Annotated in this window: 24 protein-coding genes; 14 read left to right on the plus strand and 10 right to left on the minus strand. The window is 58.2% G+C overall.

The window, feature by feature from the left end:
* Positions 1–554: 554 nt before the first annotated feature.
* The 7 genes from yjfF to B145_RS0105315 all read right to left on the minus strand — a co-directional run bounded on the left by yjfF (position 555) and on the right by B145_RS0105315 (position 9,335).
* The gene (gene yjfF, locus B145_RS0105285; RefSeq protein WP_018605664.1) at positions 555–1,550 is read right to left on the minus strand and encodes a galactofuranose ABC transporter, permease protein YjfF; all 996 of its coding nucleotides are present in this window, start codon (positions 1,548–1,550) and stop codon (positions 555–557) included.
* A complete protein-coding gene (locus B145_RS0105290; protein ID WP_018605665.1) occupies positions 1,547–2,587 on the minus strand; it encodes an ABC transporter permease in 1,041 nt (346 codons plus the stop codon). The genes yjfF and B145_RS0105290 overlap by 4 nt, the downstream gene beginning before the upstream one ends.
* Positions 2,584–4,101, minus strand: coding sequence for a sugar ABC transporter ATP-binding protein (locus tag B145_RS0105295; protein WP_018605666.1), 1,518 nt, complete (start codon positions 4,099–4,101; stop codon positions 2,584–2,586). The genes B145_RS0105290 and B145_RS0105295 overlap by 4 nt, the downstream gene beginning before the upstream one ends.
* A 159-nt stretch (positions 4,102–4,260) precedes the next feature.
* The gene (locus B145_RS0105300; RefSeq protein ID WP_018605667.1) at positions 4,261–5,223 is read right to left on the minus strand and encodes an ABC transporter substrate-binding protein; all 963 of its coding nucleotides are present in this window, start codon (positions 5,221–5,223) and stop codon (positions 4,261–4,263) included.
* Positions 5,224–5,442: 219 nt separating this feature from the next.
* The gene (gene araA / locus B145_RS0105305; RefSeq protein WP_018605668.1) at positions 5,443–6,948 is read right to left on the minus strand and encodes an L-arabinose isomerase; all 1,506 of its coding nucleotides are present in this window, start codon (positions 6,946–6,948) and stop codon (positions 5,443–5,445) included.
* Positions 6,949–6,964: 16 nt separating this feature from the next.
* Positions 6,965–7,660 (minus strand): L-ribulose-5-phosphate 4-epimerase, encoded by a 696-nt coding sequence (locus B145_RS0105310; protein ID WP_018605669.1) that lies wholly within the window; start codon positions 7,658–7,660, stop codon positions 6,965–6,967.
* Between the two features lies 1 nt (position 7,661).
* Positions 7,662–9,335, minus strand: coding sequence for a ribulokinase (locus B145_RS0105315; protein WP_018605670.1), 1,674 nt, complete (start codon positions 9,333–9,335; stop codon positions 7,662–7,664).
* 437 nt (positions 9,336–9,772) lie between these two features.
* On the opposite strand from B145_RS0105315, the gene araC reads away from it, so the two are divergent.
* A complete protein-coding gene (gene araC / locus B145_RS0105320; protein WP_018605671.1) occupies positions 9,773–10,720 on the plus strand; it encodes an arabinose operon transcriptional regulator AraC in 948 nt (315 codons plus the stop codon).
* A gap of 35 nt (positions 10,721–10,755) precedes the next feature.
* A complete protein-coding gene (locus tag B145_RS0105325; protein WP_018605672.1) occupies positions 10,756–11,790 on the plus strand; it encodes a galactose-1-epimerase in 1,035 nt (344 codons plus the stop codon).
* Positions 11,791–12,006: 216 nt separating this feature from the next.
* Here B145_RS0105325 and apaG read toward each other — a convergent pair whose 3' ends face one another.
* On the minus strand, positions 12,007–12,387 hold the full coding sequence (gene apaG / locus B145_RS0105330; protein WP_018605673.1) for a Co2+/Mg2+ efflux protein ApaG: 381 nt from the start codon (positions 12,385–12,387) through the stop codon (positions 12,007–12,009).
* Between the two features lie 78 nt (positions 12,388–12,465).
* Between apaG and rpe the strand changes: the two genes are divergently transcribed.
* The 11 genes from rpe (at position 12,466) to B145_RS27250 (ending at position 21,610) form a co-directional block, all read left to right on the plus strand.
* On the plus strand, positions 12,466–13,167 hold the full coding sequence (gene rpe / locus B145_RS0105335) for a ribulose-phosphate 3-epimerase (RefSeq protein WP_026258847.1): 702 nt from the start codon (positions 12,466–12,468) through the stop codon (positions 13,165–13,167).
* A 4-nt stretch (positions 13,168–13,171) separates the two neighbouring features.
* Complete coding sequence (locus B145_RS0105340; RefSeq protein WP_018605675.1) at positions 13,172–13,750, plus strand: DUF922 domain-containing Zn-dependent protease; 579 nt, start codon at positions 13,172–13,174, stop codon at positions 13,748–13,750.
* A gap of 15 nt (positions 13,751–13,765) precedes the next feature.
* On the plus strand, positions 13,766–14,443 hold the full coding sequence (locus tag B145_RS0105345) for a class II aldolase/adducin family protein (protein ID WP_018605676.1): 678 nt from the start codon (positions 13,766–13,768) through the stop codon (positions 14,441–14,443).
* Between the two features lie 93 nt (positions 14,444–14,536).
* The gene (locus B145_RS0105350; RefSeq protein ID WP_018605677.1) at positions 14,537–15,280 is read left to right on the plus strand and encodes a hypothetical protein; all 744 of its coding nucleotides are present in this window, start codon (positions 14,537–14,539) and stop codon (positions 15,278–15,280) included.
* Positions 15,281–15,292: 12 nt separating this feature from the next.
* Positions 15,293–15,970 carry a phosphoglycolate phosphatase gene (locus B145_RS0105355; protein WP_018605678.1) on the plus strand — a complete coding sequence of 226 codons (678 nt, stop codon included), beginning with the start codon at positions 15,293–15,295 and terminating at the stop codon, positions 15,968–15,970.
* Positions 15,971–16,182: 212 nt separating this feature from the next.
* Positions 16,183–17,682 (plus strand): anthranilate synthase component I, encoded by a 1,500-nt coding sequence (trpE, locus tag B145_RS0105360; RefSeq protein ID WP_026258850.1) that lies wholly within the window; start codon positions 16,183–16,185, stop codon positions 17,680–17,682.
* Between the two features lie 130 nt (positions 17,683–17,812).
* Positions 17,813–18,376, plus strand: coding sequence for an anthranilate synthase component II (locus B145_RS0105365; protein ID WP_018605681.1), 564 nt, complete (start codon positions 17,813–17,815; stop codon positions 18,374–18,376).
* Between the two features lie 17 nt (positions 18,377–18,393).
* Positions 18,394–19,422, plus strand: coding sequence for an anthranilate phosphoribosyltransferase (gene trpD / locus B145_RS0105370; RefSeq protein WP_018605682.1), 1,029 nt, complete (start codon positions 18,394–18,396; stop codon positions 19,420–19,422).
* Positions 19,423–19,510: 88 nt separating this feature from the next.
* Positions 19,511–20,170 carry a ribose-5-phosphate isomerase RpiA gene (gene rpiA, locus B145_RS0105375; protein ID WP_018605684.1) on the plus strand — a complete coding sequence of 220 codons (660 nt, stop codon included), beginning with the start codon at positions 19,511–19,513 and terminating at the stop codon, positions 20,168–20,170.
* A gap of 88 nt (positions 20,171–20,258) precedes the next feature.
* Complete coding sequence (gene phoU / locus B145_RS0105380) at positions 20,259–20,969, plus strand: phosphate signaling complex protein PhoU (protein WP_018605686.1); 711 nt, start codon at positions 20,259–20,261, stop codon at positions 20,967–20,969.
* 77 nt (positions 20,970–21,046) lie between these two features.
* Positions 21,047–21,610: an SMI1/KNR4 family protein gene (locus B145_RS27250; protein ID WP_018605687.1), complete on the plus strand. Its 564-nt coding sequence runs from the start codon at positions 21,047–21,049 to the stop codon at positions 21,608–21,610.
* Positions 21,611–21,643: 33 nt separating this feature from the next.
* On the opposite strand, the gene B145_RS0105390 is transcribed toward B145_RS27250, so the two are convergent.
* The gene (locus B145_RS0105390) at positions 21,644–22,141 is read right to left on the minus strand and encodes a dihydrofolate reductase (protein WP_018605689.1); all 498 of its coding nucleotides are present in this window, start codon (positions 22,139–22,141) and stop codon (positions 21,644–21,646) included.
* Positions 22,138–22,932 (minus strand): thymidylate synthase, encoded by a 795-nt coding sequence (locus B145_RS0105395; RefSeq protein WP_018605690.1) that lies wholly within the window; start codon positions 22,930–22,932, stop codon positions 22,138–22,140. The genes B145_RS0105390 and B145_RS0105395 overlap by 4 nt, the downstream gene beginning before the upstream one ends.
* A gap of 211 nt (positions 22,933–23,143) precedes the next feature.
* On the opposite strand from B145_RS0105395, the gene B145_RS0105400 reads away from it, so the two are divergent.
* Entirely contained in the window at positions 23,144–24,628 is a 1,485-nt protein-coding gene (locus tag B145_RS0105400; protein ID WP_018605692.1) for a hypothetical protein, read from the plus strand.
* Positions 24,629–24,669: the final 41 nt, after the last annotated feature.

Below are 24,669 nucleotides of genomic sequence, written 5' to 3' on the forward strand. Positions count from 1 at the left end.
AGGGAGGTTGTGGGAGTCAAGCACTATGGTAGTGCTTGGCCGCACTGCTTTTGCGCATGTTGATGGTGACGCGGGGATGGTGGGTGATAGAAGAAGAAGGTAGATGCTTATTGTAATGGCGTTATTCTTTTTTGCGGTAGTGACGAGGTTGCGGGGTGGTGCGTAAGTGAGTCGTGCTTTTCTGGGATGCAATGCCAAATTTTTATTTAAATCATTTGGTTATGCGTTTGGCAGTGGTTGATTTGGTTGGTTTGATGGTAGGGTTGAAATTTATAAAGAATATGTCTATGGTCTGATTGTGGAAATTGCCCATGTATGTACTGGATAAATAGCCAGCTTGACTGGTGGGGTGCGTATTTGTACTGAATTTTTTTATGCTTGGTGGAGTTGGTACAGAAACCTACTGCATTGCATGAGTCGAAAGAGGGCAGGGGTGATGCACCTTGGTGGTGACAGGGGATTTGATAGATTGGGGCAAAAGACAGGTGGGGGCAAAATAATGGGCAGTACCTTGATCTGGTAGCTGCCCACAAGTACAACGGCGGAGTGGAGAATCAAGCAGTGGTGCTTTTGGCTTTGCGGCCCAGTCCGCTGCGTTCAATAATGCGTTGCAGCAGGCAGAAGAGGAAGAGCAGGAGGCCGATGGCAATCCGGGTCCACCAGGAACTCAGGCTGCCATCAAAGGCGATCAGCGATTGGATGACGCCCAGGATCAGTACGCCAATCAGGGTGCCGATCACGTTGCCTACCCCACCTGTGAGCAGGGTGCCACCAATCACGGCGGCTGCAATGGCATCCAGCTCCATCCCCAGGGCGTGCAGGCCATAGCCGGATAGCATGTAGAGCGTAACCAGAATCCCCCCCAGGGCGGAGCAGAAGCCGCTGAGTACATAGACCATGATTTTTGTACGGGCGACTGGAAGGCCCATGAGCAACGCGGAGCGTTCGTTGCCCCCGATGGCGTAGACCGTGCGCCCAAATTTGGTGTAATGGGCGATGAAGATGGCGATGGCCAGCGTGACCAGGGCGATGATGCCGCTCAGCGAGATAAAGGTCTCTTCCCCTAGGGCCAGGCGGTACTCGGAGAGAGCCGTGTAGGTAGGGTCGGTGATTGAGATCGAATCGATGCTGATTACATAGCACAGGCCGCGTGCCAGGAACATGCCCCCCAGGGTAACAATGAAGGCTTGCAGGCGGAAGACCTGGATGAGTACGCCGTGCAGCAGACCGAAGGCGCAGCCCATGAGCAGCACTAGGGGGAGAATTACCCAGATGCTCCAGTGGTGGTGTTGCACAAGCGAGGCCGAGACCATGGTGGTGAGGGCCACGATGGAGCCGACCGAGAGGTCGATACCGCCGGAGATGATCACGAAGGTCATGCCGATGGCAACGACCAACAGGAAGCCATTGTCGATGAGCAGGTTGAGGAAGACCTGCGGTGAAAGGAAGGCGTCATAAGAGATCGCCCCAAAGCCGAACAAGGCCACAAACAGCGTGGTGGTAATGATCAGGGGCAGGGTACGGGGGTTGAGGTGACGCGTGAGGCTCATGACTTCTCCCCGATACGTGCGGTGTGGGTGAACAGCATGCTGCGTAACCTTTCAGACTGGATCAGGCAGACGGTGAAGACGACCAGTGCCTTGACGACAAGGTTGATTTCCGGCGGCACGCCCAGCGAGTAGATGGCGTAGGTCAGCGTCTGGATGATGAGTGCGCCGATCAGGGTGCCGATCAGGCTGAAGCGCCCACCATCAAGCGAGGTGCCTCCAAGCGCGACGGCGAGGATGGCGTCCAGCTCCATCGCCAGCCCGGCGTTGTTGCCATCCGCACTCTTGACGTTGGAGGTGATGATCAACCCGGCAATCCCTGCGGTCACACCGCAGAAGCCATACACCCACAGCACCAGGGCGCGGGCGCTGATGCCGGAGAAGCGCGCTGCCGTGGGGTTCAGGCCGACGGCTTGGATGAACAGGCCCAGGGCGGTGCGTTGCGTGAGGTAGAGCAGGATTAGCAGCACCGCCGCGACGATGTAGAGCGCGAAGGGGATGCCGAAGAGGAAGCCGTTACCGATGAAGAAGAAGGGCTCGTAGTAGATGGTGACGATCTGCCCCTCTGTGACCAACTGCGCCACGCCACGGCCCGCCACCATGAGGATCAAGGTGGCGATGATGGGCTGCATGCCTGCACCGGCTACTAGGGCGCCGTTCCACAAGCCGCACAGCAAGGCAACTGCGAGGGCTGCGATGATTGCCAGTGGCATAGGGAAGTTGGCGACGTAGGACTGCACCCCGTCCTTGATGACCAGGGTGCCCCCGATCATCACCGCGACGACGGCCCCAGCGATGGCGACGGTGGCGCCGACCGATACGTCAATCCCCCGGGTGGCAATGACCAGGGTCATCCCCATGGCTACCAGCATCAAGGGAGCGGCACGGTTGAGAATGTCAATGACGCTGCCATATAGCGCGCCATTGCGTACTTCAAGGGCGAAGAAGTTGTGATTGAAGAAGACATTGACCGCACACAACAGCGCCAAGGTGACGCATGGCCAGAACAGGCGGTGACGGACGATACTGGTGACGCTCATGACTCACCCCCGGCAATCATACGGAATATACTTTGTTCATCGGCGCTTGCTCCATCCAGTTCGCCGATCTTCTGGCGGTCGCGCAGCACAGCGATGCGGTCGCTGACGCGCAATACTTCTGACATCTCGGAGGAAATGAACAGAATCGCCAGCCCCTTGCGGCACTGGGTCTTGACCAGATCCATGATTTCGAGCTTGGCCGCAACGTCGATCCCGCGCGTGGGCTCGTCCAGAATCAGCATTTTCGGTTCGGTCGCCAGCCAGCGTGCAAGCAGCGCCTTTTGCTGATTACCTCCAGAGAGTTGGCCGATGGGTTTCTCTACGTCCGATGTTTTGATGCCTAGCTGTTTGACATATTCTTCGGCGATCTGGGTCTGTTTGCGCAGGGGCAGGAAGCGGAAAATGCCGCGATGCGCCTGCAGCGCCAGGATGATGTTCTCCCGGATTGAGAGTTCGGCAACGATGCCCTCGGTCTTCCTGTCCTCGGGGCAGAAGGCGAGACCCTGACGAATGGCCTTGCGCGGCGAGTTCAGACTGACCGGGACACCGTTGATCTTTGCGCTGCCTGAATCTGCGTGGTCGATGCCAAAGAGCAGGCGGGCGGTTTCAGTGCGGCCTGAACCCAGCAAGCCACCCAGGCCCAATACTTGGCCGGCATGGACATCCAGATCAAGCGGGCGGAGCGTGCCTGCACGCCCAAGGTTGCGGGCCGCCAGGAATGGCTCCCCGGCGCTGGCTTTGGCTTCACCACTTTCAGTCTGGCGGGCAAAGGAGGATTCGTCGATCTCGCGGCCCACCATCTTGTTGATGAGCTGGATGCGTGGCAGATCTGCTGCGAGGTACTCGCCTTCCAGTTCGCCATTGCGCAGCACTGTGATGCGATCCGAGATGGCGTAGGTCTGGTCGAGAAAATGGGTCACGAACAAAATCGCTATGCCTTTGGCTTTGAGCTTGCGTAGGGCATCGAAGAGGCGTTCGACTTCGTCTTCGTCCAGGCTGGAGGTGGGCTCGTCCAAAATCAGGACTTGCGCTTCCGTGCCCAGGGCGCGGGCAATTGCCACCATTTGTTGAATGGCAACGGGATAACTTGAGAGGGGCAGGCTGACATCGATATCGATATTCAGTGCTGCCAGCGCGGTACGCGCTTTGGCATTCATCGTCTTCCAGTCGATCCGCCCGAAGCGGAAAGGGAAGCGGCCAATGAAGATGTTTTCTGCCACCGATAGGTTCGAGCAGAGATTGACTTCCTGGTAGACCGTGCTGATGCCCAGTTCCTGCGCTTCCAGCACAGACGTGACGCGAATGGCCTTGCCAGCGAGGGTAATGTCGCCTGAATCAGCGTTTTCTACCCCGGTGAGAACCTTGATCAGTGTGGATTTACCTGCCCCGTTCTGCCCCATCAGGGCGTGTACTTCGCCGGGGAACAGACGCAGACTGACGTCCTTGAGCGCCACCACGCCCGGAAAACGCTTGTGGATGCCCTGCATTTGCAGGATTGCTTGCTGCTCAGTCATGACTACTCCGCGATCAAACCTGTGCGCCGCCTCCTGCCGGAGTGCAGCATATGACTACAGAAATGCGTGCGGCATGATGGGTGGCCGCTGCGATACTGCCAGCAGGCAGCATCGCAGCAGGTCGTGATCAGGCCGCTATGCAGCTAGATACGTCGGAGATCAGTACTTGCGGTTCGGGAATTCCTTGGCGGCGGTTTCCATCGGGAAAATGCCTTCCTTGGTATTGATCCGCTTGGGCAGTTGCTTGCCAGCCTTGACTTGCTTGACGATGTCCATCAATTGCGGCCCGAGTTGCGGGTTGCATTCAACGGTTACGTTCAGCTTGCCAGCCATCATGGCTTCGAAAGCACCCTTCACCGCGTCAACCGATACGATGATGATGTCCTTGCCCGGCTTCTTGCCAGCGGCTTCAATGGCCTGGATGGCGCCAATGGCCATGTCATCGTTGTGAGCGAACAGCACGTTGATGTTCGGGTCTGCCTTCAGGAAGGCTTCCATGACTTCCTTACCCTTGGCGCGGGTAAAGTCACCTGTTTGCGAACGGGTGACCTTGAACTTGGGATTGGCCTTGATGACTTCCATGAAGCCCTTTTGACGCTCAATGGCCGGAGCGGAACCCACCGTGCCTTGCAATTCGACGATATTCACATCGCCTTGTGCCTTGTAGTTGTCCAGCAGCCATTGCCCAGCCTTGCGGCCTTCTTCGGTGAAGTCCGAACCAATCATGGTGACATACAGCGAGTCATCCTTGGTTTCGATGCTGCGGTCGGTCAGGATCACGGGAATCTTGGCGGCCTTGGCTTCTTTCAACACGGTATCCCAGCCGGTGGTCACCACAGGCGCGAAGCCGATGACATCTACCTTTTGGGCGATAAAGCTGCGGATGGCCTTGATCTGGTTTTCCTGCTTTTGCTGTGCGTCGGAGAACTTCAATTCAATGCCTGCAGCCTTGGCAGCCTCCTTGATGGAAGTGGTGTTGGCTGTACGCCATTCACTCTCGGCACCTACTTGGGCAAAGCCCAGGGTGAGCTTCTTTTCTGCGGCAAATGATGGCATTGCAACAGCGCTTGCAATCAGACCGATGACGACTGCGGACAGCAGGTTTCTTCTGGATTTCAGCATGCTATGACTCCTCCGTGTTGACGAACATTGACCAAGGGATTGGTCGTCTTTCCAAGCACATCCGTAGGACTGCCTGTTTGTTTCTGTCAATCTGCTACTGCGTTGATGCGCATGACGCAAACAGCCGCATTCCTTTGGTATGTGTACAGCGTTTTATTATTGTGTTCAGCCAAGCCTGCATCGGCCGGGGAGCATGCTGATGCAGGCCTTTTGAGACGATTAGCTCCGCTTGTGCAGGGCAAAGAAGACTTCGTTCCAGTTGATTTCGTTCTTGAACGACGGGATATCGGTCTTCTCGTTGATAAGCAGATATTCTATGCCAAACATCTCGGCAAAGGTGCGCAAATCTTCTGCTGTAACAGCCTGGGAGTAAACCGTGTGGTGGGCTCCGCCTGCAAGAATCCAGGCTTCTGCCGCCGTATTCAGGTCAGGTAGCGCTTTCCATACTGCACGGGCGACCGGCAGCTTGGGCAACTCGTGTGGTTGCTGCACCACGTTGACTTCGTTGACGATCAAACGGAAACGGTTGCCCATGTCGATCAGGCTGGCGTTCAGGGCGCGCCCCGGGCGGGCTGCAAACAGCAGGCGGGCCGGGTCGTCCTTCTTGCCAATCGACAGGGGTTGCACATCCAGTACCGGGCGATCCTGGGCAATCGAGGGGCATACTTCCAGCATATGCGCACCAATCACCAGATTATTGCCTGGGGTGAAGTCGTAGGTGTAGTCCTCCATGAAGGAAGTACCGCCATCCAGCCCGGCGCCCATCACCTTGATGGTGCGCAGCAGGGCGGCTGTCTTCCAGTCGCCTTCAGCGCCAAAACCATAGCCTTGTTGCATGAGGCGCTGCACGGCCAGCCCCGGCAGTTGCTTCAGACCGTAGAGGTTTTCAAATGTGGTGGTAAAGGCCTTGAATCCGCCTTTGTCCAGGAACTGCTTGATGCCCAGTTCGATGCGGGCGGAGTCCAGCAGTTGCTGGCGCTTTTCGCCGCCCTTTTTGACACGGTCTGTCAGACTGTAGGTGGCTTCATATTCTTCAACCAGCGCAGCAATATCGGCGTCCGTCACCGCGTCGACAACCTTGGTCAGGTCTCCCAGGGCATAGCCATTGACCGAATATCCAAAGCGGATCTGTGCCTCAACCTTGTCGCCTTCGGTCACGGCCACTTCACGCATGTTGTCGCCAATACGGGCAACCTTCAGGTGGTGGCTTTCATAGACGGCTGCGGCGACGCGCATCCAGCGGCCGATTTTGGCTTGTGCTGCACGATCCTGCCAGTGGCCCACCACCACGCTGTATTGCTTGCGCAGACGTGCGCCGATGAAGCCATATTCCCGGCCACCGTGAGCGGTCTGGTTCAGGTTCATGAAATCCATGTCCATGCTGTCCCAGGGGATCGTGGCATTGAACTGGGTATGGAACTGCATGAAGGGTTTGCCCAGCACAGACAGGCCGGCAATCCACATTTTCGCGGGCGAGAAGGTGTGCATCCAGGTCACCAGACCCACACAGTGCTCGGTATTGTTGGCCTCACGGCAGAGCGCCAGGATTTCGTCTGGGGTCTTGACGGTGGGCTTGAGTACCAGCTTGATCGGCAGGCCTGCCTCGGCGTTGAGGGCGGCGACTACCTTTGTGGCGTTGTCGGAGACTTCCTGCAAGGTCTTGGGGCCATACAGATGTTGGCTGCCGACAACGAACCAGACTTCGAGTTGCTTGAACATTTCCATGATATGGGAGACTCCGTTATTTTTGCCCGTAGTAGGCGTTGGCACCATGCTTGCGCAAGTAGTGCTTGTCGAGCAGGTATTCTGCGATTGGGTCTTGCGAGGGGTTGAGGATGACGGTCATCCACGCCATGCGTGCAACCTCTTCCAGTACAACGGCATTGTGGACCGCGTCATCCGGGGTTTTGCCCCAGGCAAAAGGCGCATGCTCACGCACCAGCACCCCAGGCATGGCCAGAGGCTCGTGTTCGCCAATGGTTTCGATGATGACCCGACCGGTATTCAACTCATACTCATGCGCGACTTCTTCGTGGCTCAAAGACCGGGTGCAGGGGATGGGGCCGTAGAAATAGTCCGCATGGGTGGTGCCGAAGGCGGGAATTTCCCGCCCGGCCTGGGCCCAGGTTGTTGCGTGGGTCGAGTGGGTATGGACGATTCCGCCAAGATCCGGCAATGCTTTGTACAGTGCCAGGTGGGTTGGCGTATCAGATGAAGGGCGCAGACTGCCTTCGACCTGCGTACCTTCCAGGTCAAGCACGACGATGTCATCGGCTTTCATGCGCTCGTAGCTCACGCCACTGGGCTTGATGGCGACAAGTCCTCGGCTGCGGTCAATGCCGCTGACATTGCCCCAGGTGAATGTGACCAGTCCGTGGCGTGGCAAGGCCAGATTCGCTTCCAAAACCGCTTCACGTAAAGCTTGAATGGTGCTCATTTCACTTCTCCACTGCCGCGTACATGGGTTCAGCCTGCTCGGCCCAATGCAGGTAGCGCTGGTAGATGGGCTCGAAGGCTGCAACGGCTTCGGGCTTGGGGGTGTAGGTACGTTCGATGGGGCTGGCCATGGTCACCTGTGCATCGGCCACATTGCCAAAACGCCCGGCGGCTACGGCGGCGAAGATTGCCGCGCCCAGCGCACAGCATTGGTCGGAACCCACCACCGCGATGGGCCTGTTCATGATGTCGGCACAGGCCTGCATGATGACAGGTGATTTGCGTGCAATGCCGCCCATGGCGAGCACCCCTTCAACCGGCACTTGCTGGTTGATGAAGCATTCCATGATGGCGCGGGCGCCAAAAGCCGTGGAGGCAATAAAGCCACCAAACAGGCTGGGCGCATCGCTGCCCAGATTCAGATCGGTGATCACGCCTTGCAGACGCTGATTGGCGTAAGGGGTGCGGCGACCATTGAACCAGTCCAGCACCACAGGCAGATGTTCGTAGCTGATGGAAGCGGCCCATTGTTCGGTCAAGGCGGGCAGGAGCTTGCCTTCCACTTCGCGCAGTTCGGCGGCGATGGCAGGCTTTTGCTGTGCTGCGAGTTGCAACGACCAGCCCAGCAGTCTGCCAAACCATGCATACATATCGCCAAAAGCGGATTGCCCTGCCTCCAGGCCAATCTTGCCCGGCACCACACTGCCGTCCACCTGACCACAGATACCTTCAATGGCACGCTCACCAATGGTGGCATATTCCGCGACCAGGATGTCACAGGTGGAGGTGCCGATCACCTTGACCAAGGTGTTCGGGCTGGCGCCGCCGCCTACTGCACCCATATGACAATCGAAAGCGCCGCCACTGACTACGACGTGCTCGGGCAGATCCAGACGCTTGGCCCATTCCGGGGTGATTTTCCCGACAGGCAGGTCTGCCGTCCAGGTGTCTTTGAACAAGGGGTAGGGCAGGGATTCGACCAGAACCGGGTCCAGCGCAGCCAGGAATTCACGTGGTGGCAAACCGCCCCATTCTGGGTGCCACAGTGCCTTGTGGCCTGCCGAGCAACGCCCACGGCGGATGTTTTCCGGGCGAGTGGTACCGGAGAGTAGCGCAGGTACCCAGTCACACAGCTCGATCCAGTTGGAGGCCGCTTTGCGGACCGCTAGATCGGCACGTGAGACATGCAGGATCTTGGCCCACCACCACTCGGAAGAATATACGCCCCCTGCATAACGGATGTAGTCAGGGAAGCGGCCACTGCGGCACAGCGCATTGATCTGCTCTGCTTCTTCGATGGCGGTGTGGTCTTTCCACAGCACGAACATCGCATTCGGGTTATCCGCAAACTCGGGGCGAAGCGCGAGAATCTGGCCGTCTGCATCAATGGGGGCAGGCGTTGAGCCGGTGGAGTCCACCCCGATGCCCACGATGGATTCGCGTTGCGATGCGCCCAACTGACGCACCACTTCGCGTACCACTGTTTCGGTGCACTCGATGTAATCTAAGGGGTGATGGCGGAACTGGTTGTCCTTGGGCTGACAATATTGTCCAGCTTGCCAACGTGGGTAGTAGGCTACATGGGTAGCCAATTCGGTGCCGTCCTTGCAACGTACTGCCAGCGCCCGTACCGAGTCGCTGCCATAGTCGAGTCCGATGACGATTTCTTCGGCCACGTAGGTGTCCTCCTGGTGTTGTCTCGTAGTCTGTAGCTGCCTGCCAAGCCAGTCCTGTAGCGGCTTTGCCGCTAAAACCTGCGCCTGATGAAACGTCTCCAGACTGTTGTTTTCGGGCGACCCCAGGCCTGCATTCCTGAGCCCGGGTAACGGGATTCAGGAAGGTTTCCAAGGATTCGTCCAGTGATGTAATGGCGAAAACGATATGGAATTTGTTACTGGTGGCGTCAGGAGTTTATGGCTAAAGATATGAAGAAATCTGCTTGGAATCGACTTATGGGCATAAATAGATGGACGAACTGCCTGAATCCTGCCAATCTTATGGATATAATTGCTGCGGCGCGGCTTTTTTGATGAATTCAGCTATCCGGGGAATTCGTCGCACGCTATGATTTTACGACAATGCCATAGTCAGAACCTGAAAGGGATGGCTGCACATGTTTGAGTCCGATCAGAACAAGCAGGTCAATCCGCTTTTGCCAGGTTACTCGTTTAACCTGTATCTGGTGGGTGGGATGACCCCCATCATTGAAAACGGACCACTGGATTTTTTCATCGACCGCCCTGGTGGGATGGAAGGCTATATCGTCAATATGACGGTACGTGGCCAGGGCAAGGTATTTGACGGCGCGGACGCGTTTCTGGTCAGCCCCGGCGATCTGCTGCTGTTTTCCCCCGAAACCCCGCACTATTATGGCCGAGCACAGGGGAGCACCGACTGGTATCACCGCTGGGTGTATTTCCGTCCGCGTGCCTATTGGGCGAATTGGTTGAACTGGCCGCATCAGACCCGCAAGGTCGGGCGCCTGAGTGTGGGCATTGGGCCTTTGTTCAATGAGTTTGAAGATCTGTTTATCCAGATCGATCAGACCCATCGCCAGGAAAAGCGCACGGCGGAGGAATTGGCGATCAACCTGCTCGAACGCCTGCTGATCCGCTGCTATGAGGAAATCCCTGATAATCAGCCCACCTCGGTGGATGTGCGCATTCGGGCTACCTGCCAGTTCATCGCCAAGAATCTGGCCTCCAATATCGGGTTGGAAGAAATCGCCCGGCATATCTGTCTGTCCCCTTCACGCCTTGCACATTTGTTCCGCGAGCAAATGGGCGTCAATATTCTGCGCTGGCGCGAAGATCAGCGCATCATTCTTGCCAAGCATCTTTTGCAGAACACGCGCACGCCGGTGGCGCATATTGCAGGCAAAGTGGGTTATGACGATCAGCTTTATTTTTCCCGCGTCTTCCGCAAACGTGTGGGGCTGAGCCCCAGTGCTTTCCGCAAGGCGGTCGAAGAACACCATCCTTCGCTTGTCGATAGTGTTGAATCGGAAGGGCCGCTGCCGGGTGGCGAGCCTTCATTCGGCAACAAATTGACAGCGGGTTGAAAAGATCTTCAATATTTATCTACCAGGAGTACATGATGACTGACACCACTGTCATGGCGCCAGATGGCAAGCCGGTGACATATCTTCGGATTGAAAACGATGGCCTTCAACTGGAATTGATGGACTGGGGGGCGACCTGGTTGTCGTGTCTGGTGCCGATGAAGGATCGTTCGCGCCGTGAAGTGCTGCTGGGCTGTCACGATCTGCAGGGGTGGTTCGCGCAGAAGTCCTACCTGAATGCCACAGTGGGGCGGTATGCCAATCGTATCAAGGATGCAAAGATCGCCCGTGATGGCAAGGTTTACGCATTGGACGCCAACCAGGGTGGCAAGCACCAGCTTCACGGTGGGGCTGGCGGCTTCTCGCATCAGCGCTGGACGATCCTGGAGAAATCCCGTGAGCATGTGCGTTTCGGCATTCTGTCTGCCGATGGCGATCAGGGCTTCCCCGGCAACCTGAATCTGCGTGTGATCTATCGCGTACTCCCTGGCCAGCGCATCCAGATGGAATGCGAAGGCGAGGTCGATGCATTGAGCCCTCTGGGGCTGACCAATCATGCCTACTTCAATCTGAATGGCGTCAAGGGCGATATTCGCCAGCATCGCTTGCAGATCGCAGCGGCGCGTTACATGCCGATTGATGCGGAGATGATCCCGCCGGGGCCGCCGGTCGGTGTGGAAGGCACCAGTTTTGATTTCCGCACGCAGCATGTGATTGGCGAGCGTTTCCTGGCTGATGAGCAGCAGAAGCTGGCGGGGGGCTACGACCACTCCTTCCTGCTGGATGACGCACGCATGGATGTGGTTGCCTCCGTATTGAATTCGGCGGACGACAAGCTGGAAATGCGGCTCTACACCGATTCACCCGCCGTGCAGTTTTATAGCGGAAATTTCCTGGCTGGCACTAATAGCCGCGAGGGCGGGCAGTATGCGGCGTGCGAGGGGCTGTGTCTGGAACCGGGCTTCCTGCCCGACAGCCCCAATCACCCCGAATGGCCGCAGCCGGATTGCTGGTTGGCACCAGGGCAGGTGTATCGCCAGACCATGGCCTGGGAGTTTGTTGCCAAGTAAGCTGCCCGTTGTCGGGGCGCGGGCGTATCAAGGCCAAGCCTGGGGGCTTGGCCTTTTTCGTTTGGATGGCGGATCAATCCGCTCCGCTCAAGCTCGGGTGCCGTCCGTCACGGGTGCCGAATAATGTGCGGGTGGAGTGGGGCACGAATTTTTACGTTCTATCTGGCCTACCCGCAGGGCCTTGTACTACCGATTGTCGCTTTGGGGTTCCAGCCATCAATGCAGGGTGCGCGGGCCGATCAGGAAAAACTCCGGGATTTCGGCCGTAAACTCGGTGCCGTCTTCGGCCTTCATCAGGTAGGCACCACGCATTGAGCCAAACGGTGTGGCCAGCACGCAACCGCTGGAGTATTCAAAGCTCTCGCCCGGGGCGAGTGTGGGCTGCTCGCCAACGACGCCTTCACCTTCCACCTCTTCCTGATCGCCATTGGCGTTGCTGATGTACCAATGGCGGCGGAGCAATTTGACGGTGATTTTGCTGATGTTGCTGATCTGGATCTTGTAGCCAAACACATAGCGGGCGCTGTCTGCGTCGGACTCTTCGGCCAGATACTGGGTCTGGACTTCAACCTGGAGGCGGTAATCTTCGTTCGTCATGGGGTGATTTTTCTGTTGGCTGCCACGTGCAGGGGCTGGATAATGCGGGTTTTGTTGCTGATTCTACAAGAGCCTACGATGTCCGACAGAGCCTTTGTGCTAGCCCCCAGCCTGCTGGCCGCCAATTTTGCCCACTTGGGCCGTGAAGTTGAGAATGTGATTGCAGCGGGAGCCGACTGGTTACATTTTGACGTGATGGATGGCCATTATGTGCCAAATATCTCCTTTGGTCCGGTGGTTTGCGAAGCGATCCGCCCCTACACCCAGGCGCCGATAGATGTGCACCTGATGACCGAACCGGTCGACATGCTGGTGCCCATGTTTGCCAAGGCGGGTGCAAACATCATCACTTTCCACCCGGAGGCTTCGCGCCACGTGGATCGTACCCTGCAACTGATCCGTGAGAACGGCTGTCAGGCCGGGCTGGTGTTCAATCCGGCCACACCGCTGGATTGGCTGGACCATGTGATGGACAAGATTGATCTGATCATGCTGATGTCGGTCAACCCCGGCTTTGGCGGTCAGAGTTTCATTCCTTCCACGCTGCCCAAGGCCCGCGCTGCCCGTGCCCGTCTGGATGCCTATGAGCGTGAGACGGGCAAGCACATCCGCCTGGAGATTGATGGTGGGGTGAAGGCTGGCAATATTGCCGAAATTGCCGCCGCTGGGGTGGATACCTTCGTGGCTGGTTCTGCCGTGTTTGGGGCTGGTAAGGATAGTGACCCAAACCGTTACGATAGCGTGATCGGTGAGATGCGTGCCCAACTGGCAAAGGTGTAAGGCGGTGTTTTCACTTACCGGACTGCGCTTGGGCGCGGCAGTTGGCCTGCTATCGCTTGTTGCATGCGCCCAGGCAGCGGTACGTGACGAGGTGAGCTATCAGTTCTACGACCTGAGTCTGCGGACAGGGGAGAGCGTTTATCAGGCGCTCAGTCGAAGCTCGCCTATCCGCAGCGAAGGCAAAGTGTTTTTTGGTTACACCACCTGGAATGTCCACTGGAACTACCGCTGGTGGCGTGAGGGTGATGGCCAGTGCAGGATTACTGAGAACACCGTGCTGGTGTCCAGCATCATCCAGCTACCGCAGTTGCGCGGGGATTTGGGGCGGCTGCAGGAGCGCTACGAGCGGGCGTTTGCGGCGCTCAAGCTGCACGAACAGGGGCATGTCGACATCGGGCGCAGTGTGGCGAAGGAAATTGACCACTTCATCCTGAGCCTGCCTGAGAAGGCAAGCTGCGCGCAACTTGAACAGGCCGCCAACACGGGTGCGCGAGACATCCTGGCGCATTCAAAGGGACAGGATCGTGATTACGACGCACGTACCGGGCATGGCAAAACCCAGGGGGCGTGGTTTGATTTTTGAGGAAATGACCAAGGTATGGTGACGGTTTCACATCAACACATGCATGCCGGGGATGAATCAGCCGCACGGGCTTCGCTGCTGAAAGCCTTCCGCCTGATGAGCATGCGCGGGCTGAATGCCGGTACGGCGGGGAACGCCAGCCTGCGATACGGAGATGGTTTCCTGATCACGCCTTCCGGCATCCCCGCCGAGGAGCTGGCCGAGGAAGACCTCGTCTGGCTGAATTTTGCAGGCGGAATGCGCGGTAACCGCAAACCCTCCTCGGAATGGCGGTTGCACCACGACATCCTGTTGGCTCGCCCCGAAGTGGGCGCAGTGATGCACGCGCATTCGCCTTGCGCCACCGCATTGGCTTGCCATGGTGAAGCCATTCCCGCGTTTCACTATATGGTGTTGCGCTTCGGCGGGCCGGATGTCCCCTGTGCCGCGTATGCAACCTATGGCACCCAGGCATTGTCTGATACCGTGTTGTCCGCTTTGCAGGAACGCACTGCCTGTCTGATGGCCAATCATGGCATGGTCGTGCTGGGCGAGGACGCCCCCAGGGCGATTGCGGCGGCAATCGAGTTCGAGTCGCTGTGCGAGCATTACTGGCGGGCCCGTCTGCTGGGTCAGCCGCGTATTCTGAGTCCGCAGGAATTGGCGCAGGTCGAGGCGCAATTCACGCAATATGGGCAGACCAGTCAGCAGTAATCAAGCAGGTGCCACCGATAGATGGCGCAAGACGCGTAACAATGTTTTGTATATGCTGGCGAGCTTCCGTTGGCATCCAAGTGAGGAATTGCTATGCCGTTTGTAGGCATTGGTTTGCATGTGCTGGTCGCAATTTTCTTCGCAGTTCACGCCATCCGGCGTGGTGCGGATATGTATTGGCTGCTCATCCTGTTTATGTTCCCTCTGCTGGGGAGCATCGTGTATTTCTTTGCTATTTACCTGCCCGAGTTGCGTGGCAGCCGCGCTGTGCATGTGGCACGCCGGGCGGTGGCACAGGCCATTGATCCAGGTCGTGAGTTGCGCGAAGCGAACCGTAGTTTTGAGATGGCGCCCACGATCGACAATCGCCTGCGTCTGGCGGAAGCCCTTCTCAATGCGGGGGATGCTGCCCGTGCCTTGACGCACTACTCGGAAGCTGCTCAGGGGCCTTTCGCAGATGACCCCAAATTGCTGCGTGGATTGGCGGCCACCCAGCTTGAATTGGGGCAGATGGATGCCTCGCGCATCACCCTGGACCGCTTGTTTGCCGCTCATGCCGAATTGCGTCGCCAACCCCAGCTTGCCTTGCTGTATGCACGTGTCTTGGCGGGTACCCGTGATGCAGGTGCACGGGATGCCTTTGAGGCCGCGCTGACTGTGGCGGCAGATGCTGAGGTTAAGTGCCGCTTTGCGGAATGGCTGGCAGAAAACGGAGATGGGAGTCGTGCTCAGACCTTGTATGCTGAAATCATCAAGGATTCCGCGCACTGGCATAAGCATGCCAAGGCACATAACGCAGAATGGTTCCGCCGCGCTCGTGCGGCGCTTGGTCAGTAAGGATTGCTGTAGATGAATTTGCGTCGTTTTGAAGGTGTAAAAGCCGTTTTCTTCGATCTGGATGGCACCTTGGTCGATTCGATTGTTGACTTGGCGGAAGCTGGGCGCCGCATGCTGGCAGAGTTGGGTGAGGCCACGCGGGATGACGCCGAGATCAGTCATTTCGTCGGCAAAGGTATTCCCGTGCTGGTCGAGCGCTGCCTCGCGGTGGGGCGCGCCCCGGTGTCGGCAGAGCGCCTGCAATATGCCATCGAGGTGTTCATGCGCCATTATGGCGACACCAATGGGCTGCTCTCCGCCGCCTATCCGGGCGTGGCTGAAACCCTGGTCGAACTCAAGGGGCGTGGTGTGCGGATGGGGTGCGTGACGAACAAGGCGGAAGCCTTTGTCGCACCGCTCATGAAAAAGCTGGATCTGTGGCACTTCATGGATTGCATTGTCGGTGGGGATACGTTGGCCAAGAAAAAGCCTGACCCGGAACCCCTCTGGCATGCCTGCGAGCAACTTGGGGTTGCCCGCGAACATGCGCTGATGGTGGGAGATTCGAGCAATGACGCCCTGTGCGCGCGTCGTGCGGGCATCCCGGTGGTGCTGATGACCTATGGTTACAATGAAGGTGTTGCGGTAGACAGCGTCGATTGTGACGGGTTACTATCGAACTTCATTGAGCTTCCGCCCCTGTTGGTTTGATGGTGTAACAAGGGCGGCACATCCACTCACAGATATTCGTATTTCGTTATCGTGACTTGCAAAAGCCTGTTTCTCGTGAAGGAGACCCTCCCGGCTTGCGCGGCCTTGGTTTGGCAGCGCGACGGGGGTTCATGGCGCGTGCTTTGAGCAGCGTCACAGGCCGGAGTGCGCTCCGGCTGGCATTTCCTGAAATAGCAGAAACCGGAGTCATGATGACCGAACAAGAATTCCAGGCGCTGGCCGCCCAGGGCTACAACCGTATCCCGCTTACCGTCGAGACGTTTGCAGATCTCGACACCCCCCTCTCGATCTACCTCAAGCTCGCCAATGAGCCTTACACCTACCTGCTCGAATCCGTGCAGGGTGGTGAGCGCTTTGGCCGCTATTCCATCATCGGCCTGCGGGCCAACACCCGCATCGAAGTGCGTGAGCGCACGGTGCTGCTGTTGGCGCATGACCGCATTCTGGAGCGCCGTGATTACGGCGACCCACTCGCCTACATCGGCGAATTCATGCAGCGTATCAAGGTGCCGCCCAAGAATGGCCTGCCGCGCTACTGCGGTGGTTTGGTCGGCAGCTTCGGTTATGACACCGTGCGCTACATCGAATCCAAGCTTGCCGCACATCGGCCTAACGATGACCTGAATCTGCCAGACATCACCCTGCTGCTCTCGGAAGAACTGGCGATTGTCGATAATCTCTCCGGCAAGCTTACCCTGGTGGTGTATGCCGAACCCGAGGTGCCCGGTGCCTACAAGCGTGCCCAGCGGCGCTTGGCCGAACTGGTCGCCAAACTGCGCGCACCCGTGGATATTCCGGCGGATATCCGTACCACACCGCAGCCTGCCGTCTCCTCATTTGGGGAAGAGGCGTTCAAGGCTGCTGTGCGCCGGGGCAAGGAATACATTGTTGAAGGCGACATCATGCAGGTGGTGCTCTCGCAGCGCATGAGCAAGCCTTTTGCCGCTAGCCCCTTGGCGCTGTACCGCAGCCTGCGGGCACTGAATCCATCACCCTACATGTTCTACTTCAATCTGGAAGAGTTTCATATTGTGGGGGCTTCGCCGGAAATCCTCGTCAAGCTCGAAGGCGAGGAAGAGGGGCAGCGTGTCACGGTGCGGCCGATTGCCGGCACGCGCAAGCGTGGTGCCAATGCCGAAGAAGATCAGGCGCTGGAAAAGGATCTGCTGAGTGACCAGAAGGAATGCGCTGAGCATCTGCAGTTGCTTGACCTCGGGCGCAACGACGTGGGCCGCGTGGCCGTGACCGGCACGGTGAAAGTCACTGAACGCTTCACGGTTGAGAAGTATTCTCATGTTATGCATATCGTATCCAATGTGGAAGGCATGCTGCCTGCCGACCAGGACCGCCGTGCGGCGGCGCTGGCCGTGCTGCGTGCCACCTTCCCGGCGGGTACGGTGAGCGGGGCGCCCAAGATCCGCGCCATGCAGATCATCGATGAACTGGAACCCATCAAGCGTGGCGTGTATTCGGGCGCAGTCGGGTATCTGGGTTTTGATGGCGACGTGGATGTGGCCATTGCAATCCGTACCGCGCTCATCAAGGACAAAACCCTCTATGTTCAGGCCGGTGCCGGGATCGTCGCCGATTCCGACCCGGATGCCGAATGGCAGGAAACGCTCAACAAGGCCCGCGCTGTGCTACGTGCGGCTGAGCTTGCCGAAGGCGGTCTGGACACCTACTTCGATTGATACGCGGTTGAACAAGGATGCGTGTGGCATCGTGCCGCCCGGTGGTGTTGAAGCAGGTGGCCCTTGTTTTTCGCGCATGAATCGAATCAAGCGCCTGCACCGGATACAGGCGTCTTAAGAGGATACGAACATGTTGTTGATGATCGATAATTATGACAGCTTCACCTACAACCTCGTCCAATACTTTGGCGAACTGGGTGCTGATGTGCACGTGTATCGCAACGATGCGATCACCATTGAGCAGATTGAATTGATGCAGCCCGAGCGGTTGGTGGTCTCCCCCGGCCCCTGCACACCGAAGGAGGCGGGTATCTCGGTGGCAGCAATCCAGCATTTTGCAGGCAAGCTGCCGATTCTGGGGGTATGCCTGGGGCATCAAAGCATCGGTGCGGCCTTTGGCGGCAAGATCATTCATGCCAAGCGCCAGATGCACGGCAAGATTTCCCCCATCCATCATGCCGATGTCGGGGTATTCAAGGGGCTGCCCAATCCCTTCAATGCCACGCGTTACCATTCACTGGCTATTGAGCGTGAGAGCCTGCCGGACTGCCTGGAAATCACGGCTTGGACCGAAGATGGCGAAATCATGGGCGTGCGCCACAAGAGCCTGCAGATCGAAGGGGTGCAGTTCCACCCCGAGTCAATCATGACTGAGGGCGGCCACCGCCTACTCAAGAACTTCCTGGACGTTTGAGACGAGGAGAAATTTTGATGAGTCCGCAAGAAGCGCTACAACGCATTATTGAGCACCGCGAGATTTTTCATGACGAGATGGTGGACCTGATGCGCCAGATCATGTCCGGCCAAGTCTCGCCGACCTTGATCTCGGCCATCCTGATTGGTTTGCGTGTCAAAAAAGAGACCATTGGCGAGATTGCTGCCGCAGCTTCCGTGATGCGTGAGTTGGCCACCAAGGTGCCAGTGGCCAGCGATACGGCAAGCCTCGTCGATACCTGTGGCACAGGGGGCGATGGGTCGCACACCTTCAACATCTCGACCACGGCGATGTTTGTGGCTGCGGCCGCCGGGGCGAAAGTTGCCAAGCATGGCGGGCGCTCCGCTTCCTCGCTGTCCGGGTCGGCAGACGTGCTGGAAGCGCTGGGGGCGAACATTTCGCTCTCTCCTCAGCTCACCGCGCGTTGTATTGATGATATCGGCATCGGCTTCATGTTTGCGCCCAACCATCACAGTTCGATGAAGTATGCCGCGCCTGTGCGGCGTGAACTGGGGGTGCGCACCATTTTCAATATCCTCGGGCCGCTCACCAATCCGGCGGGGGCTGCCAACCAGTTGATGGGCGTTTTCCACCCTGATCTGGTGGGCATCCAGGTGCGGGTGTTGGAGCGGCTGGGCTCACGCAATGTGATGATCGTCCACGGCATGGATGGGCTTGATGAGCTGTCGATCTCTGCGCCGACCCTGGTGGGCGAGCTGCGCAATGGCGAGGTGCGCGAATATCGCGTCAGCCCTGAGGATGTGGGGCTTGCCATGCATGGAGTTTCTGCCTTGCGTGTGGCCAACGTTGAAGAATCCCGCCAGATGGTGATTGGTGCCTTGGAAGGCAAGCTGCCTGCGGCGCGCGATATTGTGGCCTTCAACGCCGGAGCCTGTATCTATGTGGCCGGTGGGGCGGAATCCCTTGCGCAAGGGGTGGACTTGGCGCTGGATGCCATTGCCAGCGGGGCAGCCAAGCGCAAGCTCGATGAGTTCCTGGAACTGAGCCGCAAGCTCTCTAACTGATCCGAGCTGGAGGCGAGGGTGTTTTTGCCAAGCAAAACCCCTCGCGCTCTACTACAATGCGCGGCATTACCCAAACAGACCCCGAATCATGACGCAGGACGAATTGAAAAAAGCCGTAGGCGAAGCCGCACTGGCCTATGTACCCGAAGGTGAGATCATTGGCGTGGGAACAGGCTCCACGGCCAATTACTTCATTGATGGTCTAGGGGCCATGCGTGATCGCATCAAGGGTGCGGTGGCAAGCTCCGAGGCTAGCGCCAAGCGCCTGGCTGCACTGGGCATCCGGCTCTATGATCTGAACGAAATCGAGGAAATGCCTGTCTACGTGGATGGGGCTGACGAGATCGATGCCGCCTTCTGCATGATCAAGGGCGGTGGCGCTGCGCTCACGCGCGAGAAGATTGTCTCCAGCGTGGCCAGGCGCTTCGTGTGCATTGCGGATGCCTCCAAAAAGGTGGATGTGCTGGGCCGTTTCCCGCTGCCTGTGGAAGTGATTCCGCTGGCGCGCGCCCAGGCCGCACGTGCCCTGGCTGCACTGGGTGGTCGCCCGGTATGGCGCGAAGGTGTGGTGACTGATAATGGCAACATCATTCTGGATGTGCATGGTCTTCACATCACCGACCCGGTGAAGATGGAGTCAGACATCAACCAGATCGTAGGCGTGGTGTGTAACGGCCTGTTTGCCCGTCGCTCTGCCGAAGTGCTGCTGCTGGGCACGCCGGATGGGGTTCGCACCTTCAACCGCTAGTCAGGCGCAGCAACGCTGGCGCGAAGATTGCAATACGCTGGTCACATTAGTGCGCTAGTTTGACCGGTTCTTAGCATAGGAGATGTATATGGTTGACCATACAATGCGCCAGTACGACACCGAGCTGGACCAGATCCGCACCCGCGTGCTGCAGATGGGCGGGTATGTCGAGCAGCAGGTGGTGTTGGCCCTGGATGGCTTGCAGGATGGTGACGAGCAACTCATCGAGCGCGTGATCGAGAACGATCGTCAGGTCAACGCCTACGAGGTGGAGCTGGACGAAGCCTGCACCCAGATCATCGCCCGTCGTCAGCCTGCGGCCAACGACCTGCGTTCCATTTTATCCGTCTTCCGGGTGGTGACCGATCTGGAACGGATTGGCGACGAAGCCAAGAAGATCGCCAAGGTTGCCCGCAAGATCCATGTGACTGGCGAGGGGCTGCGTCCCTCGGTGCAGACCAAGCATCTGGGCGCGATGGCCGTGCAGGCGCTGCGCAAGTCTCTGGATGCCTTTGCCCGTCAGGATATTGATGCGGCGGCAGAAATCCTGAAGGAAGACAAGGACCTGGATTCCGAATTCAAGGTGATGATGCGTCTGCTCGTCACCTACATGATGGAAGACCCACGCACCATCTCCCGCGGTATCGACATGCTGTTCGCCGCCAAGGCCATCGAGCGCATTGGCGACCACGCCAAGAACGTGGCCGAGAACACCATCTTCCTGGCGCACGGCAAGGATGTACGCCACGTTGGCCTGGAAGCCGTGCTGCGCGAAGTGGGGCACGATCTGCCGAAGTGATCCTTAATGTTTTGGCATGAAAAGGGGCTCCGCGTGGGCTCCTTTTTTGTTTGTGTTATCGGAATGTGAGGGGTAACATGGATTTCTCCCGCTATCTTGAGGCAATTCAAGCAGTGTACGATGCACAAGGCTTGGAGCTGGAAACGCATGCCCCGGCACGGCCCTTGGCAATTGCCGCGCTTGAATCAGAATGGGGTATCCGCCTTGTTCCAGCCCTGCGCAATGCTTGGATGCAGGCAGATGGAGCGGGAGATGGGATGCCGATCTTTATGCGCCCTGGCTTTTTGACGGCCTATGATTTTCTTTCTGCCGATGAAGTCTTGAGTCGGCATGCCATATGGGAGCGGCTATCCCGACAATACCTGGGGTATGAGCAGGAGACGCTGCGTGATCGGCATATCGCCCCGGGCTGGTTTCATCCACAATGGATACCTTTTGCCAGTTTTGATGGCAATACACTGGTACTGATGCAGGATTACGCCCCCGCACCCGAAGGGCGGGTGGGGCAGATCATCGCCTTTGTGCATGACCCGGATGAAGTCTGCTATGTGGCAGAAGATTTTGCCAGCTTCCTCCGGGGATCGCTGGAAGCCATCCGGTACGACCCCGAAGAATTCCTGATCTCGGTTGAAGAGGATTGAATGTGCCTTGCCTCTGAAGCGGCAAATCAGGGGCTATTTGCGAACACGATATTCAACCATGTCAAACGGATAGTCGTTGACTTCGCTTGCATCGAAATGCTGGCGGGATGTTTCGGTGAAGCGTCCGGCAGGGATTGGCGGGAAGTAGGCGTCGCCTTCCACCTCGGCATCCACCTCGGTGATCCATAGCACATCGACCAGATCCAGGCTTTGCGCGTAGATTTGCGCGCCACCGATGATGAAGGCCTGCGCGCCTTCGCCGCAGGCTGCAATGGCCGCTGGGAGCGAATCCACCACCGTAATGCCTTCGGCATGGTATCCCGGCTGGCGGCTGATTACGATATGACGGCGGTTGGGGAGCAGGCGCCCGAGCGACTCCCAGGTCTTGCGCCCCATGATGATGGTATGGCCCTGGGTGAGCCGTTTGAACTGTTGCAGGTCGTCGCGCAGGCGCCAGGGTAGGGTGTTGTTGCGTCCGATCACGCCATTGCGGGCACGGGCGACGATCAGCGCGATCTCCGGCTTGCTCATACGGCCACCTTGCCCGCGATGTGTGGATGCGGGTCGTAGCCTTCGATGCTGAAATCCTCAAAGCGGAAGGCGAACAGATCCTTCACAGCCGGATTGATCTTCAGCTGTGGCAGGGCGCGTGGTTCACGGCTCAGTTGCAGGCGGGCCTGTTCCAGATGGTTGGAATACAGGTGCGCGTCGCCCAGCGTATGCACAAAATCCCCTACCTCATAGCCGCACACCTGCGCCACCATGTGGGTGAGCAATGCGTAGCTGGCTATGTTGAAAGGCACACCCAGGAAAATGTCGGCACTTCGCTGATAGAGTTGGCAGGAGAGCTTGCCGCCCGCCACGTAGAACTGGAACAGGGCATGGCAGGGGGGCAGGGCCATGTTGTCGACATCTGCCGGGTTCCAGGCGCTGACCAGATGGCGGCGTGAATCAGGGTTCTTCTTGAGCCCTTCCACCAATTGGCTGATCTGGTCGATTTCCCGGCCGTCAGCGGTTTGCCAGCGCCGCCATTGCTTGCCGTAAACAGGACCGAGATCACCGTTTTCATCTGCCCAGTCATCCCAGATCGACACACCGTTTTCCTTGAGGTAACGGATGTTGGTGTCACCTTGCAGGAACCACAGCAACTCATGAATGATCGAGCGGACGTGCAGCTTCTTGGTGGTGAGCATCGGGAAGCCATCCGCCAGATTGAAGCGCATCTGCCAGCCGAATACGGAACGGGTGCCGGTGCCGGTGCGGTCGGTCTTGTCTTGGCCATGTTCAAGCACATGGCGCATCAGGTCGAGGTATGGGCGCATGGGTCGGGGAGTTGTTCAAATCCAAACCAGTATTTTACAAGCAGCAAGGGGAGAAAAGGGGCGCTTGGTGCCGATGAATGGTGCAGGCGCATGTTCATTGGGTGTGCGGGTGGTTGGGGGGGTATTACGGTCGGGATGGCTGCGGGCAAGTGCTTGGAAAATTTGAAAAAAACATTAAAATCGACAATAACTTTAAACCCCGGAGGGTCCGATGTGCGCTTGGCAGACTCCATTGCATGCTGTGGCTCAACTGCAGTCTGTTGAGCAACTGGCACAGGACATCAGCAAGAGCACACCCTTCGAGGCCATTACCGGTGTGACGCCGCTGATGGATACGCTTGCTGCCGCGCCAGAGGCTACGCTGGCTGAGCGTGTGCAGATGATCTTTTCGCTAGATGAGGCCGCGCAGCTGCATGCGCGTAGCTACATCGAGCGTTTCCTGGCGCTGGAGCCCTGCTATGCGTCCGAGCGCCGCTCTCTATGGGCCTTGGGGCGCGGATATTGGGCGACGGTGCTGGATGCCTATGCGGAATTGCTCGGTGCCTTGCAGGCCGAGGCGCAGGAGGGGGCTGACCCGGAGCAGGTGGCCCAGGTTGCGGTGCGCATGATCCGCGCCGGGGTACTGCGTGCCAAGTGGGACGCCTTTGGTGGCAGTGCCATGGATGGCGCGCTCTGGAGTCGTCTGAACGCCGCCTATGCGCTGGCGATTCGTTCTGGCGCGGAGACGCTGCTGGTGCGCCCGCGTGCAGACCGCACGACCGAAACCACTGCCGAGCGCGAGTATCTGCGCGCCCTGGCCTTGTCGAGCCTGAGCCTGGAGCAGCTTGATCCGATGCGTGTGGAAGTGGCCACCAGCATGGTGCATTATGTGTTGCCCCTGCTGGAGCTGACGGATACGCCCAGTTCTACCAGCAGCGTATGGGTGGATGTTGCCCGCCTGATGGCGCCCGCTCGCCTGATCGCAAGCCCTGGAGAGCTTGCGTTGCCACGCTATTTTTGCGGGGTGGCTGCAGCCCTGTCATTGCAAGGTCTGTTGGATCTGGCGATGGCCGGTGGCTTGCCACCGGGTCTGCCCCTGCAGCGGGAGGGCGGGGCAGAAGTGGTGGCTGGCGTGCTTTCACGCATGATCCGCATCTGGAACAATGACGCCCCAACCCGTCGGCATCGGCGCCTGCCCATGGCCGGGCAGATGCTGGTGGTAGCTGGTTTCCCGCATTTTCTGGCCCAACTGCTGGGGAGTGAAGCCAACCCTGCGTTGTGGCAGTTGCGTGACGCTAGCCTGCAAGGTATCGGGGTCAGGCTGGATGTGGCTGAACTGGGACGCTTGAAGGTCGGCACGCTGATTGGCTTCAAGCCCACAGATGGTGAGCATTGGTGCCTGGGCGTGGTGCGGCGTTTCAAGCGTAGTGGCTGGAGAGAGGCCGCAAGCTGCGATCAGGTGACTGTTGGCGTGGAGAAACTGGGGGCGGCGCCAGAGGTGGTGGCAGCGGACGATGGCTTACAGCCACTGCATGTGTTCCTGCTTGATCCGATCCAGAAAAATGTGCCGCTGCGCGTGGTTGTACCCGTACCAGGGCCTATGTCCAATCAGGCTTTGTACTTGGTTGGTCAGAGCAAGACGATTAAACTGACTCCACTTGATAACCTTGATTTTGGTGTGGACTTTGCCGTTCGCACCTATCTATATACTGCCTGAACGGAAGACCCAAGCCTTCGCCTTCAGGTACAATGCAAATC

The sequence above is a fragment of the Uliginosibacterium gangwonense DSM 18521 genome, assembly GCF_000373965.1.
GTDB lineage: Bacteria > Pseudomonadota > Gammaproteobacteria > Burkholderiales > Rhodocyclaceae > Uliginosibacterium > Uliginosibacterium gangwonense.

Bases quoted from the DNA above. Each gene is read 5' to 3' on its own strand.
- B145_RS0105350 (WP_018605677.1), top strand. From the start codon at position 14,537: ATGCCGTTTGTAGGCATTGGTTTGCATGTGCTGGTCGCAATTTTCTTC.
- rpiA (WP_018605684.1), top strand. From the start codon at position 19,511: ATGACGCAGGACGAATTGAAAAAAGCCGTAGGCGAAGCCGCACTGGCC.
- B145_RS0105295 (WP_018605666.1), bottom strand. From the start codon at position 4,101: ATGACTGAGCAGCAAGCAATCCTGCAAATGCAGGGCATCCACAAGCGT.
- B145_RS0105390 (WP_018605689.1), bottom strand. From the start codon at position 22,141: ATGAGCAAGCCGGAGATCGCGCTGATCGTCGCCCGTGCCCGCAATGGC.
- B145_RS0105355 (WP_018605678.1), top strand. From the start codon at position 15,293: ATGAATTTGCGTCGTTTTGAAGGTGTAAAAGCCGTTTTCTTCGATCTG.
- araA (WP_018605668.1), bottom strand. From the start codon at position 6,948: ATGGAAATGTTCAAGCAACTCGAAGTCTGGTTCGTTGTCGGCAGCCAA.
- B145_RS0105325 (WP_018605672.1), top strand. From the start codon at position 10,756: ATGACTGACACCACTGTCATGGCGCCAGATGGCAAGCCGGTGACATAT.
- araC (WP_018605671.1), top strand. From the start codon at position 9,773: ATGTTTGAGTCCGATCAGAACAAGCAGGTCAATCCGCTTTTGCCAGGT.
- B145_RS0105365 (WP_018605681.1), top strand. From the start codon at position 17,813: ATGTTGTTGATGATCGATAATTATGACAGCTTCACCTACAACCTCGTC.
- B145_RS0105300 (WP_018605667.1), bottom strand. From the start codon at position 5,223: ATGCTGAAATCCAGAAGAAACCTGCTGTCCGCAGTCGTCATCGGTCTG.
- phoU (WP_018605686.1), top strand. From the start codon at position 20,259: ATGGTTGACCATACAATGCGCCAGTACGACACCGAGCTGGACCAGATC.
- B145_RS0105310 (WP_018605669.1), bottom strand. From the start codon at position 7,660: ATGAGCACCATTCAAGCTTTACGTGAAGCGGTTTTGGAAGCGAATCTG.
- rpe (WP_026258847.1), top strand. From the start codon at position 12,466: ATGTCCGACAGAGCCTTTGTGCTAGCCCCCAGCCTGCTGGCCGCCAAT.
- B145_RS0105395 (WP_018605690.1), bottom strand. From the start codon at position 22,932: ATGCGCCCATACCTCGACCTGATGCGCCATGTGCTTGAACATGGCCAA.
- trpD (WP_018605682.1), top strand. From the start codon at position 18,394: ATGAGTCCGCAAGAAGCGCTACAACGCATTATTGAGCACCGCGAGATT.
- B145_RS27250 (WP_018605687.1), top strand. From the start codon at position 21,047: ATGGATTTCTCCCGCTATCTTGAGGCAATTCAAGCAGTGTACGATGCA.
- B145_RS0105290 (WP_018605665.1), bottom strand. From the start codon at position 2,587: ATGAGCGTCACCAGTATCGTCCGTCACCGCCTGTTCTGGCCATGCGTC.
- B145_RS0105345 (WP_018605676.1), top strand. From the start codon at position 13,766: ATGGTGACGGTTTCACATCAACACATGCATGCCGGGGATGAATCAGCC.
- yjfF (WP_018605664.1), bottom strand. From the start codon at position 1,550: ATGAGCCTCACGCGTCACCTCAACCCCCGTACCCTGCCCCTGATCATT.
- B145_RS0105400 (WP_018605692.1), top strand. From the start codon at position 23,144: ATGTGCGCTTGGCAGACTCCATTGCATGCTGTGGCTCAACTGCAGTCT.
- apaG (WP_018605673.1), bottom strand. From the start codon at position 12,387: ATGACGAACGAAGATTACCGCCTCCAGGTTGAAGTCCAGACCCAGTAT.
- trpE (WP_026258850.1), top strand. From the start codon at position 16,183: ATGACCGAACAAGAATTCCAGGCGCTGGCCGCCCAGGGCTACAACCGT.